Source organism: Vibrio sp. 10N.222.47.A9 (assembly GCF_963872585.1).
In the GTDB taxonomy this organism is placed as follows: Bacteria; Pseudomonadota; Gammaproteobacteria; order Enterobacterales; family Vibrionaceae; genus Vibrio; species Vibrio splendidus.
On the sequence record NZ_CAWNBB010000013.1, the window covers coordinates 124,074 to 144,678 of the forward strand.

Sequence of the window (20,605 nt, forward strand, 5' to 3'; positions counted from 1 at the left end):
TGAGTGCTTGTTATACTTTCTATACTTGTTACAGACGATTCACTCGCGTTGGTAAAAACACCTCACCCAACATGCATCGCACCGAACCACCACCGATGTCTTCGATCGTTTTCACGTTAAATGGCAGCAGCTTTCCGTGTGTCGAAAGCTGAGCTAACTGAGCTGGAGAAAATGCATCGTAAGCCGATTGAGACATCGCAATCACCTTATCGCCATTCACCGTCTCCAGTTGCAGAATATTGCCGCAGAATCGGTTCATCTGATCGATCGAGATCGAGATAACTTGCTTGTCTTTGGCAAGAGATTTCACCACAAAGCGGCGTTCAAACTCAGGAATCACTTCATCACAGATCACGCAGAAGTTATCACCAATCGCCATCATCACATTGGTGTGATAAATCGGCTGACCAGACGGTAATGCCGTTTGGAACGAAACCACGCGAGAATAACCAATACGCTTCGCATAATCTTCTAATACTTCACGGTCGCAACGCTGAGAAAGCGCCGCATAGATCGTCTTATTGATGTGATCGATAACCATCACACCGGTGCTCTCTAGATAAGAACCTTGAGCAACGTACGACTCCATAGACTCACTGTGGTTAACAATGCGACCAGACGCTTCCAACACTTCAATAAGAGCAGTAGGCTTAACTTCATGCTGACGGTTTTCACAGGCCATAGGGAAAGTGAATAAACTTCCATCACTACAAGTACTGAACCAGTTGTTTGGGAACACTGCGTCAGGGGTTTCGACACCCAATTCTGGGTAATCAAACTCTACAACTTGCACACCTTCTTTACGCAACGAAGCCACCATAGCCTTAAATTCGGCCATCGTTTCTAGCTTCACCTCAGCTTCAGTCAGATTGACTCTGTGCTGAAACTCGTTATCACGTGCTGTTTCTTCGTTAAATCGAAACTCTTTTGGCGGAACCATAACAACGCAATTGGCGTTTTGAACATTAGTAATATGAAGTGATTTTTTGTGTAGGTTTAACATTTCAACCGTCCCTATCTTTTATTTACCTCAGAATTGTAAACAACTTGTTACGACAAGATTCACTGAAAATAATAATGATTTGAATATTTATCCCAAACAATCACTGCAGATCTTAGATTAATCGGTAATTTTTACTGCTAGATAACAGCACATCAGAAAGAACCAACTGTATGCATATTCGTTAAGTCGCTTTATGGATAAATATTCCGATTTCATTTTCTCGCTCACCACGAGTTTTGGTTACAATTCAATCCATTTAACGTTAGGATTATCATCGTTGCATAACCATCACTTACGTTTGAAATAAGCTTAACTTTTCCTGTCTAATTCAATCTAAAATAAGCGTCATGAAAGACACTCTTTGGATCTTTCCTTCGTCACTTAAACCAAGTAATTAACTTTAAAACTAAGCATTAACGTTAAAGCTAAGCATTTAACGTTAAAACCAAGTGATTAAAACCAAGTGATTAAAGCTAAGTAATTAAAGCTAAGCGCTTAAACCAAGTACTTAGATAAGAGCTAGAACAACACCCATCGATGACTCAATGCTTATAAGAACCCATGGGCGCTTATATAATTTCAAACTAAGACGGTAAAATTTCAAATCAAGACTATAAAAACAAAGCTGCACCAACGATGCAGTCGCTTATAGATGCACTAGTTTATAAAGGGAAATCTATGTACAAGAAATTTGAAGGCTTTACTGAAGCCTTTCCAAAGGGAGAGCCGATACAACCTCCTACTGGAATACTGGCATTCTGCCGCCATTACACTCGAGGTTTCGAAAAGCCGTTGATCTTGCTCGGGTTGATGAGCATGACCATCGCGATCATCGAAGTCGCGCTATTCGGTTACATGGGACAACTGGTTGACTGGCTATCAACAAGCAATCCCGAAACCTTCCTTACTGATAATAAATCAACACTGATGGGGCTCGGCGTTCTACTGTTGGTCGTGATGCCAATCTTGATCAGCGTCTACTCGCTATTGCTTCACCAAACTTTGCTAGGCAACTACCCAATGTCGATTCGTTGGTTAGCGCACCGCTACCTTTTGAAGCAAAGCTTGTCGTTCTATCAAGATGACTTTGCCGGACGTGTCGCTACCAAGGTGATGCAAACCTCGCTCGCAGTACGTGAAACCGTGACAAAAATGGTCGATGTATTCGTCTATGTGACGGTCTACTTTACGGCAATGTTATTCATACTCGCAGAATCAGATTGGCGCTTGATGGCTCCGATGCTGGTTTGGTTGTTCATTTACGTCAGCATTCAGCTGCACTTCGTACCGAAACTCAAAGATGTGTCTTCTGAGCAAGCCGATGCTCGCTCGTTGATGACGGGTCGTATTGTGGATAGCTACACCAACATCGCAACGGTCAAACTGTTCTCACACAGCAAAAGAGAAACAGAATACGCCGAAGAAGGCATGGAAGGCTTCTTAGATACCGTCCATCGCCAAATGCGCTTAGTGACCGGCTTCAACATCTGCGTTGAGTTCGCTAACTACTTGTTGGTGTTCAGTATTGCCGGCATCTCTATCTACTTATGGCTAGACAACGCAATCACTGTTGGTGCAATTGCAATAGCGGTCAGCTTGGCTTTGCGTATTAACGGTATGTCGAAATGGATCATGTGGGAAATTGGTGGCTTGTTTGAAAACCTAGGCACCGTGATTGATGGCATTAAAACGCTGTCTAAGCCCATCGCTATTGAAGACAAAAAAGACGCTAAGCCTTTGGATGTACCACGAGGTGGCATCAACTTCGATAACGTGAGCTTTAACTACGGCGAGAATAAGGGTGTAATTAACAACCTAAACCTCAACATCAAACCGGGTGAAAAAGTCGGCTTGGTTGGCCGTTCAGGTGCAGGTAAATCAACCTTAGTTAACTTGCTACTGCGTTTCCACGATGTAGAAAATGGCCGCATCCTGATTGATGACCAAGTGATCTCAGATGTCACGCAAGACTCACTGCGCAGCAACATTGGCATGGTGACTCAAGACACCTCACTGCTTCATCGTTCAATCAAAGAGAACATCCTTTACGGTCGACCTGACGCGACAGATGAAGAAGTGTATGCCGCAACCCAACAAGCGCACGCGCACGAGTTCATTGAAACGCTCACCGACCCGTTTGGTAACATTGGTTACGATGCTCAAGTTGGTGAGAGAGGCGTTAAGCTTTCGGGTGGTCAGCGTCAACGTGTTGCTATCTCACGCGTACTTCTGAAGAATGCACCGCTGTTGGTTCTGGATGAAGCAACATCAGCACTTGATTCAGAAGTAGAAGCCGCAATTCAAGAGAGCTTGATTGAGCTCATGGAAGGCAAGACTGTAATTGCAATTGCACACCGTTTATCGACGATTGCAGCAATGGATCGCTTAATCGTACTCGACCAAGGCAATATCGTTGAAGAAGGCACTCACCAAGAACTGATTACACAAAATGGCATCTATGCTCAATTGTGGAATCACCAGACCGGAGGCTTCATTGCCGATAATCTTGACCAAGCGTCGAGTGCTTAATTTATGTGCTACTTTAAAAGTGCGGCGTAATTCACACCAATTTGTTAATTAATGGTAAATTACACGTGGCAGAATGTTATGTCGTAATTATATAATGACATTAACACCAAAGACGCCTCGCTTGCGCGTTCTGGAATAAGGCTAGACTTCGGGGGGAGGCTAGCCTTTTTTATACCTGTTATTCTTTGCCCCTTTCTCATCTATTTTCGTCTGCCCCCTAAACTTCATCGATCCTTTTGTTTTTTTCTTGGCGTTTTTTTCTTAAAATGCGCGCAGTATTCTTTCTAGAGATCAACCATGAACAAAAGTGTCTTAACTAACGTAATCGCGTTAGCACTGCTTGCTGGCGGCTATGCGACAGCAAACCAATACTTGCTTTATGCAGGCCTATTCGCCTTTTCTGGTGCCATCACCAACTGGCTTGCGATTCACATGTTGTTCGAAAAAGTACCCGGCTTATACGGTTCTGGCGTTATTCCAGCTCGTTTTGAAGAGTTCAAGGCGGCCATTAAACAACTGATGATGGAACAATTCTTTACCGAAGGTAATATCGACCGCTTCCTAAGCAGCGAAATGAGCGGTAAGTCGCTCAACCTAGAACCCGTGATTAAGAAGATCGACTTCAACCCTGCATTCGATTCACTAGTGCATGTTATCGAGAACTCACAATTTGGTGGCATGTTAGCGATGGTTGGCGGCACTGAAGCACTAGAGCCAATGAAAGCGCCATTCGTGGAGAAGATGCTAGAGTCTGTGATTGAAATCAGCAAGAGTGATTCTGTAAAAAATGCCATCAAGGATGAACTTGAATCGCCTGCTATGATGGATGAAATCAAAGAGAATATTGAAGCGATCATCGATCAGCGCTTGAATGAACTGACACCAAAGCTGGTTAAAGAGATGGTTCAAGCCATGATCAAGAAGCACCTTGGTTGGCTAGTGGTTTGGGGCGGTGTGTTTGGCGGTGTGATTGGCTTAATCTCTGCGGCCATTACGCTGTAAGCGGTTTATCTGTTCTCACTCTAACTGCTCTAACTTAATCTGATTGACCTTTTCTCGGGCACTCAATAAAAAATGGAAGCTCACGAGCTTCCATTTTTTATATCTAAATCACCTTGGTAAGGCGAAAGCAGGCCGCTATTTTAGGGTTGCTAATAGCTCAGGGTTCACACCAAAGCCCTTCTTATGCTCTTCAATCACCACTTCGCTGCGAGTCTGAATCACGCCCGGCAGTGTACCCAGCTTGGTTGCCATAAACGCTTGGTACGCCTTCATGTCTTTCACTCGAACCTTGATCATGGTGTCAAAATCACCCGACAGCGAATAACACTCTTCCACCTCAGGCATCATTTCAACCGCTTGGGCGAATTTATCGAAAATCGAGAAGCTGGTCTGGTCGAGACGAATATGGATAAAGACCTGGACATCGAGTCCCAGCTTTTCTGAACAGAGCTCGGCATGGTAGCCCGTTATGTAGCCTTCTTTCTCCAATCGCTTCAATCTATCAGAACAAGGGGACGTCGTTAGGTTGACCTGCTTTGCCAACTCAACAACAGGCAAACGCCCTTTCATATGCAGAATTCTTAGTATCTCTTTATCGATACGATCGAGTTGATGCTGAGACATAACATTCCTTAAACATTCTAAATTCCGCTCAGTATATTCCATACCACGAACAATCGAAGAAAACCTCGCTCACACATTTAAAAAACTAAATATGCCTTTAGCATTCACATCAAATATAAATCAATATGGAACGATAAGACCCCTTATAAATCAATCTTTGACTATTAACAAATTATTATAGAAATGACCCAGATAACAAATAAGTTGAGCCAGAAACGAAAGAAAGGATATAGGCCAAAGTGAATAATGGGATTATCAAAGAGAAAGGATAACTCTATTATGAAGACACAAGGACTCGCGTACAAACCATACGGTATTGGCTCATGGACACACGTAACGGTATCAAAAGATGTTGCTGAAGCACTCGCAAGTGAATACTCGAACTATGGATGGGAAGTGAAGATTGATGGCAACGCCATTGACACAAAACTTGCACTCAAAGCCGCATAGAAACGAAAAAAACCTCCATAAAGGAGGTTTTTTTATCTAGGTTGGTAAGCACTTACTATAAGTTAAGCCATTCCAACTTGGGGAACTGTACTTCCTGTTTCACAACGACAATTACACGTTCGACAGAAGTGCTGAGTTTCCATATCGTAATACAGGTTTCCACTAAATAGCTTTGACGTCCATTGCATCATACGGCCAGAGGTTGTCTCGGGCTCAGATTCACAACGTTTCATTATAGACTTATGTAGTGTTGTTTTTTTACATCCTTTGCAATAGAGATCAGGCATACCTTTGTCCTATAGGTCTTTAGTGGTTACTGACAATTGACACATCATGTCGAATTTGGTTGCACTATTCACCGAGCTAATCACAAAAGTGAGCGCCAAGTTCAAAAAATAGCCATTTTTCTCTTTCGTTTTTTGACATCAAACGCCATCAAGATCCTTCTTCTTCCATTTATCCTCCCTCGTTCATGCGGTTTCGATTTACATTGTAAAACCCCATAGCGACAGTACTTCCCTCGTCTTAGTCATCAAATTGATCGATAAAAAACGGCACTTCCTCTGCGAAAGTACCGCTTAAGCAAACCATGTTTGGTTAAATTTAGCTCACAATTTAAAAGCCAAATTTACCATTGTCATTTTTCCACTCTGAACGAGCAGGAATGGTTTCAATGGTATCCCAGTGCTCTACGATTTTTCCGTTATCAACACGGAATAGATCATAAAAAGCAACGTGATTATTCATGAACTGGCCTTCACTGATCGACAACACAAAGTTACCTTGGCCTAAAATCTTATGGTTGGCGGTATAAACCATTGGCATACCCGCTTCTGCTAGCGCACCCAAAGCTTCACCCAAACCGCTTAGACCATCGGCTACTCCTGGGTTGTGCTGTAAGTAAGCACTGTCTTCATTATCGATATAGTTATTAATCTTCGCCATATCACCGCCGATCAGGATGTCTTTAACGAAACCACTGACCAACTGCTTATTTTTGTCCGTTTGATCGAGATCTACGACTTTAGTCGCGCCATCTAATTGAGTTCGTCCACTTGCGTTTGGCTTGGCAATTTCTTGCAGGTTGTCCCAATGCTCAACTATCTGTCCATCTTCAAAGCGGAACACATCAAAGCCGACTTTCGGGCCAAAGAAGTTATATTCGGTATGAGCGACAACATAGTCGCCATCTTGAAATGAGCGCGTCACTTGCGCTTTCGCAGAGCCTTCAGGCAGCATTTGTAGCACTTCACCAAAGCCCGCTAAACCATCGCCAACGGCTAGGTTATGTTGAATGTACTTTTCAGGGTTAATGTAGCTCACCGCTTTTGCGTCGCCCGTTTCAATGCTCGAAATAACCGCTACCGCTTTTTCTTGAATAGACAGCTCTTGGGCAGTCGCAGTGGTTGCGAAAGTAGAAGCGCTAAATACGCTTGCCGCTAGTAATGTAGATTTAGTTATTGTTTTCATTTTTAAAGTCCTCTCGTTGGCTTGGAAACTATATTAATCAACGAGAGAGGCTCACGGCAGAGTGGATTTAGGCAGAAAAATGGTAGATATCGAACCTTAGATGATTCATGTCGACCCATTCACTATTCAGAGAGGGAAGGCTTGGAATATTTCTTTTGAAACTCACTCGGCGTCATTTGAGTATGATTTTTAAAGTACTTAACGAAATTACTGGCGTCTTCAAAACCAAAATCCGACGCCATTTTTTGAGACGTAATATTGGTTACCACCAGCTGACGCTTCATTTCTAAAACGGTAAAAGAATCGATGATTTGCTTGGCAGTTAAACCCGTTGCGACTTTGCACACTTGGTTCAACGTCTTGTAGGTGGTGTTAATTTGATTGGCGTACCAGTTTGCATCACGCACGCGCAGGTAGTTGTTTTGAAGAAGCTCAAAATAACGGGCAAACTTAATGTTCTGCTGCAAGCTCAAGGCATCCTGCTTCACTTCAGGTCGAAGACGATGAAGAATCAGCGCCAATGCCGAGAACAGATACATCGCGATCAAGGGATCAGATTCGGGTTGATTCAGTTCCATCGTAATTTGCTGTAACAGGCTCTGCGTTCGATCTTGGTGGCATTCGTCTAGTGACAACAGTGCCGAATGTGCCTTGTTCAAATGAGTAGGCGTGTAGTTCGGCAACTTCATGTTAGCGTGAACGCTGTCTAAGAACGCTTGAGTAAACAAAACCGCAGTGCCTTGTGGCTTATTACTAAAATCAAAGGCGTGCACCTGCTCTCTTTGAATGAACAACACGCTCCCTTGGCTAAAAGGGTAGTCCTCAAAGTCGACCATGTGTGTGCCTGAGCCTTGCTCGATAAACAGAATCAGGAAGAAGCTGACACGATGTGGCAGTTGAGGGTCGTGATTAATATTGCTTTCTGAATAGAGCCGAGACAAGGGCACCAACTCCAGCTCAGCTTGCGCCGTTTTTTCATGGTTAAAGCCAATATTCGGGATTACTTGAGGCACTACTACCTTCCTATTCATTTACTCAACAGCTCTTAGCAAGAGTAATGTATCCCAGTGGGAACTGAAATGTTCCGAGCCTAGAAGTATGACTTAGCCAGCGTCACCAACAAGGTAAACATACTCAATGCACTCAACTTGCCAGATGCAACAAAGGTCGAAAGGTCAAAGCATTGGGGTATAGTCAAAAAAATAGAGCCACCGAAGTGACTCTATTATTTTTATTTTTCAATTTCTTTTTACAATTGCTTTTTAGCTAACGTTCTTTGCTAATTCACATATGTTTTACAATGTAAATTAGTCTAGCTCAACTAGGTTCTTCTCGAACTCAGCGTGTTGCTTCTTAACTTCGTCTTCAGGCTCGCCAGTAATTAGGCTCACGATAACGATAGAAAGCGTCGATAGGATGATTCCCGGTACGATTTCGTACACATCGAACCAACCGCCCGTGAACTGCTTCCAAAGAACAATCGTAACACCACCAACCACGATACCCGCTAGAGCGCCGTTACGGTTCATACGAGGCCAGTAAAGGCTCAATACGATAGCTGGACCAAACGCAGCACCGAAACCAGCCCATGCGTAAGATACAAGGCCAAGAACTGAACTGTCCGGCGTCATCGCTAGCACAAGAGCAATCAGAGAAATTAGGATAACCGCGAAACGGCCAACACGAACAATCTCTTCTGACGTTGCGTCTTTCTTCAGAATTTGCTTGTACAAGTCTTCTGCCATTGCAGATGAAGAAACAAGAAGCTGTGAATCAGCAGTACTCATGATTGCCGCTAGGATTGCAGCAAGTAGGATACCGGCGATGACTGGGTGGAACATTGCGTTAACAAGAAGCATGAAGATCTTCTCGCCATCGTCTAATTTAGGCGCGCCAGAGTTAGTCACGTAGATTAGGCCAACAAGACCGACTAGCATTGCACCAACCATAGACAATGCAGTCCAGATAACCGCAATGCGGCGTGCTGTCACAAGATCTTTGTTTGAACGAGTTGCTTTAAAACGAGCCAAGATGTGTGGTTGACCGAAGTAACCCAAGCCCCATGCCGCTAGCGAGATGATCGCAATAGCAGACAGTGGCTCACCTTTCGCATCATTCCATAGCGTTAGAAGCTCAGGGTTGATGTTGTGCAGGTCGCTAGATAGCTGACCAAGGCCACCGTTCATTGCTGCGATTGGTACAATCAATAGCGCAGCAGACATTAGCAGGCCTTGGACTAAGTCAGTCCAAGATACCGCTAGGAAGCCACCAAACAGGGTGTACGAAACCACACATACCGTGCCGATGATTACCGCTGTTGTGTAATCTAGGCCGAATACCGTTTCAAACAATTTACCACCTGCTACCAAGCCTGAACTTGTGTAGAAAAGGAAGAATAAAAGGATAAAGAAAGCAGAAATTGTTTGGATCAGCTTAGAATTATCGTTGAAGCGACGAGATAGGAACTCAGGCAGCGTCAGTGATTCAGTCGTAATGCTGTAAGTACGTAGACGTTTTGCACTGATTAACCAGTTTGCCCAAGTACCAACAAGTAGGCCACCAGCAAGCCAAAATGCTTCAAAGCCAGCAGCGTAAGCGTAACCAGGCAGGCCAAGTAGCAACCAACCACTCATGTCTGATGCACCAGCAGAAAGTGCAGCAGGCCATGGACCTAACGAACGACCACCTAGGAAGTAGTCAGTTGAGTTAGATGTACGTTTGTAAGCAATAACACCGATCGCTAGCATCATAATTAGATACGCAATGAACGTCGTCGTTATTGCAAAACTGTTTTCTATCATTTGATAGTCCTCATTTTGTAGAAAGCCTTCCATGCCTAATTCAATGCAAGGTACTCACCGTAAAGGCAAGCAAGTGCATTGAGTTAGGTATTGAGGCTCCAAAGCACTCAGGGAGAAAACCAAAAATGGGAAAATCCAAAAATGGAGAAAACCAAAAGTCTTTAGAGCCAATTTTACTGAAGGTTAGTGAGCTTCGCTTCCAAGTTCGAGCAAGGTCGCGTTACCGCCCACGGCTGTTATATTTATAGTTCGCGTACGCTCGGTAATGAAGCGCAGCGATAGGTGTGGATCATTAGCAACATTCATTGCGGTCAGATCCGTTTCAGCCACTAAACCGACGATTGCACCGTCACGCTTAGCAAGCTGTAAATTGATAGCTTGTGCCGTTTGTGAATTACCTACGTAACCCGCGCTTCGCACATCGCAAGACAACAGCTGTTGAGCAGCGTCGTACGAGGCAACCTGCACCAGGTTGGTTGGTAGATTCGCTTGTTTCGCGGCATCTGCAATTAAGGTGTTGAACTGCACGTCATCACTGCACAATTGAACGCTGTTACCTGCCAATAGTGCTGCAGTAATCATCGCTGTTGCAGTTTGCAGTGCGGGCACTTTCTCTTCGCAATCATCAACAATCACCAAAGCCACACCGCGGCCTGCGGCATACAACTCATTGGTTTCGCCCGTAGGACCTGCCATTAGGTGATGCTCAGAAAGCAGCGCAGACGCTTGCTCTAGATGATAAGTTGCCACTGCAGCCAAAGGCACAGATTGACTTTCGATCTCTGATTTCAGCGCAAGTACCTGAGCACTCTTGTAATCAAAGTCGGTAAGATTCCATTGTTCCCACGCTAGCAAAGCATCAGAAAAACCTGTCACTTGATGAACCATGATACTGCTCCTTATGCCTTGTCTTGTGATTGAGAGAAATGAACGTCTGTAAAACGGTATAGGTAGTGAGGACCACCCGCTTTAGGGCCAGTACCTGATAAGCCTTGACCACCAAATGGTTGAACACCAACAACGGCGCCCACTTGGTCACGGTTGATGTAGCAGTTACCCACACGAACGTGTTTTTCGATCCAACGGTAAGTTGTCTCGTTACGGCTGTGGATACCCATGGTTAGGCCAAAGCCCGTTTGGTTAATTTGATCGACCACTTGCGCCAACTCACTCGCTTTGAAGCGAACAATGTGCAGCACAGGGCCAAACTGTTCTTCTTTCAAGCAGCTGATGTCATCAATTTCAAAAGCACTTGGTGGAACAAAATCACCATGTTCACAATCCGTACCTAGAGAAAGTTGAGCCACCTTCTTCTGGGTATTGGTCATGTTTTCTAAGTGCGCCAACAACTTCTGTTTCGCATTTTGGTCGATAACAGGGCCAACATCCGTTTTATGAAGATGTGGGATACCCACACTTAATTCGTCCATTGCACCGTGAATCAATCCAACCACGCGGTCTGCGATGTCTTCTTGAATGTAAAGCACACGCAGCGCAGAACAACGTTGACCTGCTGAAGCGAATGCAGAACGAATAACATCACGAACTACCTGTTCAGGCAGTGCGGTACTGTCGACGATCATCGCATTTTGGCCACCTGTTTCCGCAATAAACGGAACTGGCTTAGCGTTACGAGTAGCTAATGACACATTGATACGCTGTGCCGTTGGCGTAGAACCCGTAAAGGCAACGCCCGCAATCGCATCATGGCTTGTTAGTGCACTGCCGATCTCAGCGCCACGACCCGGTAGTAACTGAATGGTACCAGCAGGGAAACCCGCTTCATTCATCAGTTCCACTGCGCGAGCTGCAATCAAGCTTGTTTGCTCGGCTGGCTTAGCCACAACCGTGTTACCCGCAACCAAAGCTGCTGTAATTTGGCCAAGGAAGATGGCTAGAGGGAAGTTCCAAGGGCTAATACAAACGAACACACCACGACCTTGTCGTGAAGCGATTCGTGTTTGGCCATCAAAACCTTTTAGTTCGAAACCTTGTAGGTTATCCGCTTGTTTTGCGTAGTAACGACAGAAGTCGACCGCTTCACGCACTTCATCAACGCTGTCGTGAATCGTCTTACCTGCTTCTTGATGACAAATTGCCACCAGCTCAGCAAGGTTGTCTTCCATCAGGTCAGCCAACTTATCAAGCGCCGCCGCTTTGGTTTCAACTGAAGTTGAGTTCCAATCAGCGAATGCAGCATCAGCGCCAGTGATCGCTGCGGAAACATGATCAAGGTTAGCGAAAGCCACCTGGCCCACATTAATACGACGATCATAAGGTGCAGTCACTTGCTCAACGTTCTGATCAGCCTTGATCATGCTTTCGGCAAGAGATTCACCGTTGATCACAGGGCCCGCAGTCCATTGGTTGTTTAAGAAGCCTTTTACTTGCTCTTCAAACTGATGCGCTTCACTTTCAATATCGATGTTCACACCGTAAGAGTTTTTACGCTCTGGGAATACCGCCGGTGGCAATGGAATCTTAGTGTTGTGCAGCGTATCGAACGCCAGAAGCATATCGACAGGGTGTTGAGTCAGCTCTGCCACAGGGCAACGCGCATCAACTAGACGGTGTACAAACGAGCTGTTTGCGCCGTTTTCTAGTAAGCGACGTACTAGGTATGGCAGTAAGTCTTTATGGCTGCCAACTGGTGCGTAGATACGTACCGACTGTTGGTAAGCTTCCATCGCATGGTTGTACAGAGAATCACCCATGCCGTGTAAGCGTTGGAATTCAAAGTCTTTATGCTCGGTCATTACAGCAATAGCTGAAACCGTATGAGCATTGTGGCTCGCAAACTGCGGGAAGATATTGCCGCGAACACTTGGGCTCAATAGGTAACGCGCACAAGCAAGGTAAGCTACGTCAGTCGCTTCTTTACGAGTGTAAACTGGGTAATCAGTGAAACCAGCCTGCTGTGACCATTTGATTTCGCTGTCCCAGTACGCGCCCTTCACTAGGCGAAGCGGGATTAAATCACCCTGCTCTTTCGCTAGGCGGTTTAGCCATACCAGAACCGGTAGTGCACGCTTTGAGTATGCTTGAATAACCAGACCAAATTTACCCCAACCTTTTACAAGGTCAGTGCGGTACAGTTTTTCGAATAATTTAAGAGAAAGCTCTAGGCGATCCGCTTCTTCCGCATCAATCGTAATTGCAACATCGAGCTCTACTGCACGGCGCAATAGCTGCTCTAGCGTGTCGCAAAGTTCCGTCAATACGCGGTCTTCGTTCGCCACTTCATAACGTGGGTGAAGCGCAGAAAGCTTGATAGAAACCGATGGAGCAGGACTCGATTTTGAAGAGACATACGTGTCTCGACCTACGGCTTCAATCGCCATTAGGTAATCTTTGAAGTATTTGTTTGCGTCTGCAGTAGTCAGTGCCGCTTCACCTAGCATGTCGTATGAGTAGGTAAAACCTTTGTCACGCATAGACTTACCGTTCTTTTGCGCTTCAGCAATGCTGCGGCCAAGAACGAATTGGTGACCCATCACCTTCATTGCTTGGTGCATCGCTTTACGAATCACCGGCTCAGAAAGCTTGTTCACTAAGCGATTAACGGCTTGACCCGCACTCTGCTCGTTAGATGAAAGTCCAACAACCTTGCCTGTTAGCATTAGGCCCCAAGTGGATGCGTTAACAAACACTGAGTCAGAATTCTTTAGGTGAGATTTCCAATCCGCAACGCTGAGTTTGTCACGAATCAGTGCATCAGCAGTTGCTGAATCAGGAATACGCATCAAGGCTTCCGCCAGACACATCAGCAAGATGCCCTCTTGAGTATCTAGACTGTATTCAAGCAACAGTGCATCGATCATCTGGATAGAAGTCTTATCCGCACGGATAGCTTCGATCAATGATGTCGTTTTGTCTGTGATTTGCTGCTTTTCAGACTCAGAAGGGGTAGCTAGCGGCAGAAGTTGCTCTAGCCATTGGGTTTCATCCACCATATATAATGGTGAGATAAGCGTCCAAAGATCAGCAAGCGACTGCTCGTTGAATTCTGGCTTTAACACATCAGTAGCTGTAAACATGCGTTTTCCTTAATCTCACACCCGAAAAGAGTTCGGGATCTCTACAATGGCTGCAGTGTATTTAGAGTATATAAGGATTACTTGTCAAAAACTCCGAGTTTTTTGCTAAAAACTCGCTTTATTAACAAAACAAACACAAGGTCACATATGAAACTTTAATATAATATGCCGTTTTGTTTTTTTATTTAACAGAAATTTGCTTTTTGTATTGAGATGGTGACATGCCTTGAAGGCGAGAAAAGGTGTGAGTAAAGGAGGATTGACCGGAAAAACCAGCAAGTTCTGCAACCTGTCCAAGGCTTAAATTACCTTGTTCGATAAGGCGTCGAGAGCGGTCGATACGCTTTCCTAAAACATATTGGTGAGGGGTAATGCCCATTTGATCTTTAAATAGCATGTGGAATTGGCTTTCGCCCAAGAACACACTGCCTGCAAGCTGCGCGACTGAGATCTTATTAGCCAAGTGTTGTTCGATGTAGCGATCCAACGACTCAAGATCGAAACGCGAATCTTTAATCGAGGTTTCAAATGCCGAGATGTGTCTTTGCATCAACGCAATCACCGTGTCATTACAAGCTCGACTCAACAATAGATCATCAGGACTGGCCTGCATCTCTTGCACCAACATATGGATAAGCTTTTGAATTTGCGCATCTAATTGGAAGTAGACGTTCGAGGATTCTAGCTGGTTAATCTTCTCTAGCATCAGAGGGTCATCATCGGTTGGCATAGGCATGTTGAGTACGAGAATATCCGACTGACCAACCACTCCACCGAAAGCATGATCAGAGCGAGCCGTGACTACACAGCCTTGCCCTGGACCGACAAGATTACCTTTACCGCTCACTTCAAATTCCGCCTGACCTTTTAAACCAATGACTACCTGCGAATAATGGTGATCGTGACAATCCATATGCGAAGGCAAAGTAATGATCTCCGCAGGGCGAGGGCCAGTAAGGCTTAGCGGGGACAAGTCAAAGTTCGGAAAGGGTAACGGTTTAGGCATAACATCAAAATACTCAGGTCGACATAGTAAGAATAATACTCTGAAATCTGCATAAGATGAATTTGTAAATGATCATGAGAGTCATTTCCTCGCCTTAAACAAAAGATCATTATCGAGATCGTCTTGATCATGCCTCCGGAAAGATGATCAAGAGTGTATAAACTACGGGCATTGTAAAACCAATCGTTCCGGTGAGTTTAGGGGCTTCACAAGCAATCACACCGACAAGCAAACCATGCCACCAATAAATACTTTGTCGCTCCAACATAATGAATAAATTTTCTTATATAGCTCAAATAATTGGCGATAAACCTGCAAAAAGTGTATCCGAAGTACCGAAACTTGGCTTTTGAGTAGATTGGATAGCAATAAAACGGTATAAAGACGGGTACTGTGTTAATTGCTAATAACTAGTGACTCACAACTAGGAAGTAGACACTTTATTAACGAGCCAATTTTCAATCTACAAGTTGCAGGGACCTATGACTAACTTTCGAATTTCAGCGCTTTTACTCGCGCTATCCCCACTTTGGGTATCTGCATCGGTATCCGCTGAAGAACTGAATCAAGTCGATCCCGTTTCAGCTATCGATGCAAAGCTAACAGAGAAAAACTCAGATATTGAGCGTATTTCAGCAACCAAAGTATCGGCGACTGAAAACCTAAAACAACTTCAAAATAAGAACAGCAAGTTGTTACGCGAAGGTGAAGAACTTAAGGCAAAACGTAACAGAGCCAAGTCTGTACTCGACAAACAGTACAGTCGCTTGCTTGAAGATCCAGAAACGGATTTGGTCTCTTTCCAGAAAAGTTACCAAGACGCTTGGGCTGCGGTTAAAGAGAATCAATCGTCTCAGCTAGATAACGAACAAGCGATGAACGAGAGCGAAATTCACCTTTCTCAAATCAAGCAAAAGCAAGCTCGCCTGAATAATGAGCTGGCAAACTTGAGAGAGTCGAAAGTTGAAGCTCGCGTTAAACGTATTGCATCAGAACTTCGCGAAAGTGCCGTTCTTGAAACCAGCTACACCACCACATGTTCATCAACGATGACATTGGGTGAATGTACTGCTCAAGGTAAACACCTGACCAATCAAAAAGCGGTGAAAACGTTCAAGAGCCAATTACTTGAGCAGCTCACGGAAAGTTCATTAGCAAAACAGAACTTGCAAGGTGTTCAACTGAACATCCATGTTCAAGACAGCCAAGCAATCAAGAGTGGCTTTTCTGGTAACAACTCTTACTTCATGCAGATGCAGGCTCAGCTTCAAGCAAAACCTGAAGCGGTTGCAGCGTGTAACTTATTGAACGTTTCAACGCGCTACTGTTTAACGGGCAGTGACGCAGCAGTCGTTAAGAAGAGTGACAAACAATGGGCTAACGTGACGGTACGTTCTGATCAGTACAATGATTCAGTGACCATCAACGGCATTAAGTATGGCAGCACCCCTCTTGAGGTTGCGCTACCAAGTGGTCGTCACCAAGTAACCATTTCAAAACAAGGTTACGAGTCTTACAACCGCGCAGTTACCATCAACGGTAGCGACACTATTTGGGTTAAGCTTCTTCCTAGCAAGGAAAGCTAAGTCCAGTATGAATAGCTCAGCGCTCTAATTAAGATAGCCGTGCCTATTTCACAAAGCTGAATGAATACTCGCCATTTTGTTGGTAGTTATAATCTGTATGATCGTTATAGACAGTATGATCGTTATAAACTGACGGTCGTTATAACCTTGTTTGATCGTTATAAACAGTAGCTGCAGACGAAATGGCGTTTTCGTTTAGAATATTCGATTAACCTAAATTACGATTGAAGTAGCCCATCATGCGCCAAGGTCTTCCCACTCTACTATTTGCACTTGCTCCCTGCCTAATGACTCCTGCTGTTTTCGCTGAGGCGACACCACCAGCGATCGCGTCTTCTGTCAGCGATATTGAAAGCTCACTTTTCGAAAAGCATGCCGACTTAACGGCTGTTGAGAAGAAACTAGCTGACAAACAAAATGAAGTCGACAATCAAGCGCAGCAAACGGCACGTCTAGCCAAGTTATCGGCTCAAGCAGAGCTAACACTCGCAAAGGCGAAAGCCAGCCTAGAGCAAGATTACACGCGCATGATTGATGAGCCCGATTTCGATATCTCGCCAGCTCAAAACCGCTTCCAAGACGCTTGGAAAACAGTAAAAGAAGGCAAGCTTGCGATTTCAGATTCAGAGCAGAAGCAGCAAGGCTTGATGATGGAGCTTGAGGCTATCCAAGCCGAGAAAGCAGCGGCAGAAGCTTCAATCGCTAATCTGAACCAAAATAAGCTAAGAGCAAGAGCTGAGAGACTCAGAAACGAGATCACTCAGACGGAAGAGCAAACCGTTAGCTTTACGAACCGTTGCAGCAGCGATATGACACTGGCGCAATGTTCAGACCAAACGGTAACCTTGGCACTTCAAAAAGCGGTAAAACAATTCCAGCACAGCCTGGTAGACAACGCGACCGAATCGAAAACAGTGAAAGAGCACCTTGCGTCTGCTTCATTGAATATTCACGTTCTGCAACACAAAGTGAAATCCTCGGGCTTCTCTGAAGATAACCGTTACCGAGCGGTGATTGCGGCGAACCTAGAAACTCGTCCAGATAAGAACACACCTTGTCGTTTGCTTGGTATTCAGTCATCAAACTGTTTCACTCAAAGCGAGCAACAAGCCAACGACCAGCAAAAAGAAGTCGCTTGGGTTAACTTGGTGGTTCGTTCAAATCAATACAACGACAAGGTTTCTATCAACGGCGTGAACTATGGCAGCACACCCGTTGAAGTGATGTTACCAACAGGCCAGCACATGGTCACGATTGAGAAAGAGGGTTACCTTTCTTTCCACCAAGAGCTGAAGATAGCCCGCGATCACAACCTACGAGCTGTATTACAGGCCAAGCAGAACTCATTGAATGTCGGTACCAAGTTTGCAGACCCGATGGGAAACAACATTCAAAGCCCTGAAATGATTGTTGTCGGCTCAGGTCGCTACCTACTCGGTGAAAACAACGCACAACAAGTGACGATCAAACAGCCGTTTGCATTAGCCGCAACACCTACCCGCGTTCAAGACTTTAGAACATTTGTTGACAGCACTGGCTACCAAACAGACGCAGAACTAATGAACACCTGCGATACGTTCGTCAATGCAGAGATCACAACCGTTTCAGACAATGATTGGCAGAGCCCTGGTTTTAAACAAGCAGATAACTCACCCGTTGTATGTGTCAGCCAAAATGATGCAAAAGCGTATACTCGTTGGTTATCTCAAAACACCGGTTTCACTTACCGTTTACCTACACCACAAGAGTGGGAAGCTGCAGCAAGAGCAGGTCAAGACACCAACTTCTGGTGGGGTAACGAGTTCCGCTCAGGTAAGGCCAACACTGGCTGGGCTGGTACGCCTTGGTCAAACGTTAGCACATCTCCAGTTAAATCATTCCTGCCAACACCAACAGGCTTCTACGACATGGTGGGTAACGTATGGGAATGGACAACCATTCAGAAAGGTTTAGCGAAAGGTGGCGCGTGGAGCTTCTCTCCAGAAGAGGCAAAAGTGTTTAACGAACTGTACGTACCGCCTTCAACGGCAGCGAACTATCTAGGATTCCGAGTCGTGCGAGAGCTGTAGGCTTTCAATCACTGACTCAGCATCTCAAATATTTACTCTAAGTTCTCAATTATCACATTGAGCAGCATTTATAGGGGAATTCCCCCCTTATGCATAAGCATTCCTAGGAGTAGATTCGTCGATAGAGTAGTAAGTCACTCTGGGTATCAAATTGATGCCTCAGTTTAATTTACCTGACCCTCGTAAATTAAGCTGAAAATCTTCTACATGTCGACAAGGCATATCTTGTCTTTAGCCAGCCCCTCTTCAGGCTGGCTTTTTTTTGCCTGTTTATCACCCTTTCTGCCCACCTATTCCCCGTGATTGAAGCAGTTAGTCAACAATCTGTTTAACTGTCATTCACCCCCCTATTTTTCGAGCAGAGTACAAACTCTAATTGCCATTGCAGCGCTATAAGAAACTGATATTATTGCTATACCTCTGCTTACGAGATAAAACCTTGCCAGATCCATTCAACTCCATACATCGTTCTTTATTTGAACAACTTCCAGGTTGCTGGGGCTGCAAAGATACTGATTCGGTCTTCGTGTACGCAAACCTTGCCTACAACAAACTGATTGGCTTAAAACCCGATGAGACTTGTACTGGTTTGACCGACTTCGACATGCCCAGTCAAACCATTGAGTGCGCGCAAGATTTCAGAGCTCAAGACAAACATGTGATGGATACACGCAGTACCCTTAAAATCCTCGATATTCACCCCTATCCAGACGGACGCTGGCACGCCCATATCTTTACCAAAACCCCTTGGCTTGATGATAACGACAATGTCCAAGGCACTATCTTCTATGGGCAAGAGCTCACCGATACTGCGATCTTAGAAGTCGGCCACTGGGTTTGTCAGGCAACAGGAGCGAAAGGTAATCAAGCATCACTTGCGGGATCAGAGCCGCGCGTGTCTAAGCTGCAAAAGCGGCTGACTTCGCGAGAATCAGAGGTGTTGTTCTTACTGCTTTTCGGCAAGAAGCCTCAATACATTGCGTCTACGTTAGACATTTCAATCAAAACGGTCGAAGGTCATGTCGCGAGATTGAAACAGAAGTTCGATGCGCGCAGCAAAAGTCAATTAATTGAGTATGCACTGGACTCGGGCTTAGGCTCCGTGATCCCAGAAACTCTGCTCAATAAACAGATCTCCGTTGTGCTGCACAGTGATAAATGAGTTGAATGACCAACTCGTCGATGAATCTGGGAATGCACAGATAAAAAAATACCGCTGCTTGATGTTTCTAATCACTAAGTCAGCGGTATTTTTGTATGTTCTATTCGGTGTAGACCACTTAAGATCCGTAAGCCTAAGGCGCTAGGCGATCAATATCCCAGCTGTTGTCTTGGCGTGAGAACAAGAAACGGTCATGCAAGCGGTGTTCACCACCCTGCCAAAACTCAATGCTATCCACGCGAACTCGGAAGCCACCCCAGAAAGAAGGCACCGGAATCTCTCCTTTAGCAAACTTCTGTTTAAGCTCTAGATACTTGCCTTCTAAAATGCCACGAGCTGAGATACGGCTACTCTGCTTACTTGCAATCGCGGCCAATTGGCTCTCTTTTGGACGTGACGAGAAGTACTTCATGTTTTCCATTGCTGTCAGCTTTTCAGCGGTGCCAGTAATATGAACTTGTCGTTCTAGAGGATGCCAAGGGAAATGCAGGCTTATCTTACTGTTGTGCTCAAGTTGGTGCGCTTTACGGCTGCCTAAGTTGGTGTAAAAAACGAAACCGTCTTTATCAACATTCTTTAGCAAAACAATTCGTTGGAATGGCTGACCATTTTCATCAACCGTGGCAACTGTCATGGCAGTAGGGTCAGTCATCTTAGCTTCGATGGCTTGCTCTAACCATAGATTGAATTGCTCAATAGGGTCTGCGGCCAAGTCTTTACGTCTCAATCCACCCTTAGCGTATTCACGACGAATATCTGTCAGTTCCATTTGGTTGCTCCTTTCAATTTTTTGTGATTTTGCGCTGTAATCCTTTGAAACACAAGTCTAAGCCATGGTTTTGTCTCACAGAAGGTGTTCGGTGTTA

Annotated in this window: 15 protein-coding genes; 6 read left to right on the forward strand and 9 right to left on the reverse strand. The window is 44.9% G+C overall.

What is annotated here, in order from left to right:
• Window positions 1-28: 28 nt before the first annotated feature.
• Window positions 29-1,003: an arginine deiminase-related protein gene (locus AACT19_RS02160; RefSeq protein WP_004732521.1), complete on the reverse strand. Its 975-nt coding sequence runs from the start codon at window positions 1,001-1,003 to the stop codon at window positions 29-31.
• 678 nt (window positions 1,004-1,681) lie between these two features.
• On the opposite strand from AACT19_RS02160, the gene AACT19_RS02165 reads away from it, so the two are divergent.
• Both AACT19_RS02165 and AACT19_RS02170 read left to right on the forward strand, forming a co-directional pair.
• The gene (locus tag AACT19_RS02165; RefSeq protein ID WP_076644959.1) at window positions 1,682-3,532 is read left to right on the forward strand and encodes an ABC transporter ATP-binding protein; all 1,851 of its coding nucleotides are present in this window, start codon (window positions 1,682-1,684) and stop codon (window positions 3,530-3,532) included.
• A 297-nt stretch (window positions 3,533-3,829) separates the two neighbouring features.
• Window positions 3,830-4,534: a DUF445 family protein gene (locus AACT19_RS02170; protein WP_076644960.1), complete on the forward strand. Its 705-nt coding sequence runs from the start codon at window positions 3,830-3,832 to the stop codon at window positions 4,532-4,534.
• Window positions 4,535-4,669: 135 nt separating this feature from the next.
• Here AACT19_RS02170 and AACT19_RS02175 read toward each other — a convergent pair whose 3' ends face one another.
• Complete coding sequence (locus AACT19_RS02175; RefSeq protein WP_004732526.1) at window positions 4,670-5,158, reverse strand: Lrp/AsnC family transcriptional regulator; 489 nt, start codon at window positions 5,156-5,158, stop codon at window positions 4,670-4,672.
• A gap of 279 nt (window positions 5,159-5,437) precedes the next feature.
• On the opposite strand from AACT19_RS02175, the gene AACT19_RS02180 reads away from it, so the two are divergent.
• Complete coding sequence (locus AACT19_RS02180) at window positions 5,438-5,608, forward strand: hypothetical protein (RefSeq protein ID WP_165689833.1); 171 nt, start codon at window positions 5,438-5,440, stop codon at window positions 5,606-5,608.
• Between the two features lie 615 nt (window positions 5,609-6,223).
• Here the strand turns inward: AACT19_RS02180 and AACT19_RS02190 are convergent.
• The 6 genes from AACT19_RS02190 to AACT19_RS02215 form a co-directional block, all read right to left on the reverse strand.
• Complete coding sequence (locus AACT19_RS02190; protein WP_017095828.1) at window positions 6,224-7,078, reverse strand: nuclear transport factor 2 family protein; 855 nt, start codon at window positions 7,076-7,078, stop codon at window positions 6,224-6,226.
• Window positions 7,079-7,200: 122 nt separating this feature from the next.
• On the reverse strand, window positions 7,201-8,091 hold the full coding sequence (locus AACT19_RS02195; RefSeq protein WP_083717863.1) for a helix-turn-helix domain-containing protein: 891 nt from the start codon (window positions 8,089-8,091) through the stop codon (window positions 7,201-7,203).
• A gap of 294 nt (window positions 8,092-8,385) precedes the next feature.
• Window positions 8,386-9,876 (reverse strand): sodium/proline symporter PutP, encoded by a 1,491-nt coding sequence (gene putP / locus AACT19_RS02200; protein ID WP_026012326.1) that lies wholly within the window; start codon window positions 9,874-9,876, stop codon window positions 8,386-8,388.
• A 186-nt stretch (window positions 9,877-10,062) separates the two neighbouring features.
• On the reverse strand, window positions 10,063-10,767 hold the full coding sequence (locus AACT19_RS02205; RefSeq protein ID WP_017091972.1) for a 1-pyrroline-5-carboxylate dehydrogenase: 705 nt from the start codon (window positions 10,765-10,767) through the stop codon (window positions 10,063-10,065).
• An 11-nt stretch (window positions 10,768-10,778) separates the two neighbouring features.
• Window positions 10,779-13,916, reverse strand: coding sequence for a bifunctional proline dehydrogenase/L-glutamate gamma-semialdehyde dehydrogenase PutA (gene putA / locus AACT19_RS02210; RefSeq protein WP_076644962.1), 3,138 nt, complete (start codon window positions 13,914-13,916; stop codon window positions 10,779-10,781).
• A gap of 181 nt (window positions 13,917-14,097) precedes the next feature.
• Entirely contained in the window at window positions 14,098-14,922 is an 825-nt protein-coding gene (locus AACT19_RS02215; protein ID WP_017075637.1) for an AraC family transcriptional regulator, read from the reverse strand.
• A gap of 482 nt (window positions 14,923-15,404) precedes the next feature.
• Between AACT19_RS02215 and AACT19_RS02220 the strand changes: the two genes are divergently transcribed.
• From AACT19_RS02220 to AACT19_RS02230, 3 genes are all read left to right on the forward strand, one after another.
• Window positions 15,405-16,508 carry a PEGA domain-containing protein gene (locus tag AACT19_RS02220; RefSeq protein WP_029222554.1) on the forward strand — a complete coding sequence of 368 codons (1,104 nt, stop codon included), beginning with the start codon at window positions 15,405-15,407 and terminating at the stop codon, window positions 16,506-16,508.
• Between the two features lie 239 nt (window positions 16,509-16,747).
• Window positions 16,748-18,577, forward strand: a complete 1,830-nt coding sequence (locus tag AACT19_RS02225) for a formylglycine-generating enzyme family protein (protein ID WP_076644963.1) — start codon at window positions 16,748-16,750, stop codon at window positions 18,575-18,577.
• A 376-nt stretch (window positions 18,578-18,953) separates the two neighbouring features.
• Complete coding sequence (locus AACT19_RS02230; RefSeq protein WP_017078417.1) at window positions 18,954-19,739, forward strand: helix-turn-helix transcriptional regulator; 786 nt, start codon at window positions 18,954-18,956, stop codon at window positions 19,737-19,739.
• Between the two features lie 133 nt (window positions 19,740-19,872).
• Here AACT19_RS02230 and pdxH read toward each other — a convergent pair whose 3' ends face one another.
• Entirely contained in the window at window positions 19,873-20,508 is a 636-nt protein-coding gene (gene pdxH / locus AACT19_RS02235) for a pyridoxamine 5'-phosphate oxidase (protein WP_004732548.1), read from the reverse strand.
• Between the last annotated feature and the right edge of the window lie 97 nt (window positions 20,509-20,605).

Excerpts from the sequence above, each read along its gene's own strand:
- AACT19_RS02205 (WP_017091972.1), bottom strand. The coding sequence starts at position 10,767 with ATGGTTCATCAAGTGACAGGTTTTTCTGATGCTTTGCTAGCGTGGGAA.
- AACT19_RS02165 (WP_076644959.1), top strand. The coding sequence starts at position 1,682 with ATGTACAAGAAATTTGAAGGCTTTACTGAAGCCTTTCCAAAGGGAGAG.
- AACT19_RS02160 (WP_004732521.1), bottom strand. The coding sequence starts at position 1,003 with ATGTTAAACCTACACAAAAAATCACTTCATATTACTAATGTTCAAAAC.
- putA (WP_076644962.1), bottom strand. The coding sequence starts at position 13,916 with ATGTTTACAGCTACTGATGTGTTAAAGCCAGAATTCAACGAGCAGTCG.
- pdxH (WP_004732548.1), bottom strand. The coding sequence starts at position 20,508 with ATGGAACTGACAGATATTCGTCGTGAATACGCTAAGGGTGGATTGAGA.
- AACT19_RS02220 (WP_029222554.1), top strand. The coding sequence starts at position 15,405 with ATGACTAACTTTCGAATTTCAGCGCTTTTACTCGCGCTATCCCCACTT.
- AACT19_RS02175 (WP_004732526.1), bottom strand. The coding sequence starts at position 5,158 with ATGTCTCAGCATCAACTCGATCGTATCGATAAAGAGATACTAAGAATT.
- AACT19_RS02225 (WP_076644963.1), top strand. The coding sequence starts at position 16,748 with ATGCGCCAAGGTCTTCCCACTCTACTATTTGCACTTGCTCCCTGCCTA.
- AACT19_RS02170 (WP_076644960.1), top strand. The coding sequence starts at position 3,830 with ATGAACAAAAGTGTCTTAACTAACGTAATCGCGTTAGCACTGCTTGCT.
- AACT19_RS02215 (WP_017075637.1), bottom strand. The coding sequence starts at position 14,922 with ATGCCTAAACCGTTACCCTTTCCGAACTTTGACTTGTCCCCGCTAAGC.
- AACT19_RS02180 (WP_165689833.1), top strand. The coding sequence starts at position 5,438 with ATGAAGACACAAGGACTCGCGTACAAACCATACGGTATTGGCTCATGG.
- AACT19_RS02190 (WP_017095828.1), bottom strand. The coding sequence starts at position 7,078 with ATGAAAACAATAACTAAATCTACATTACTAGCGGCAAGCGTATTTAGC.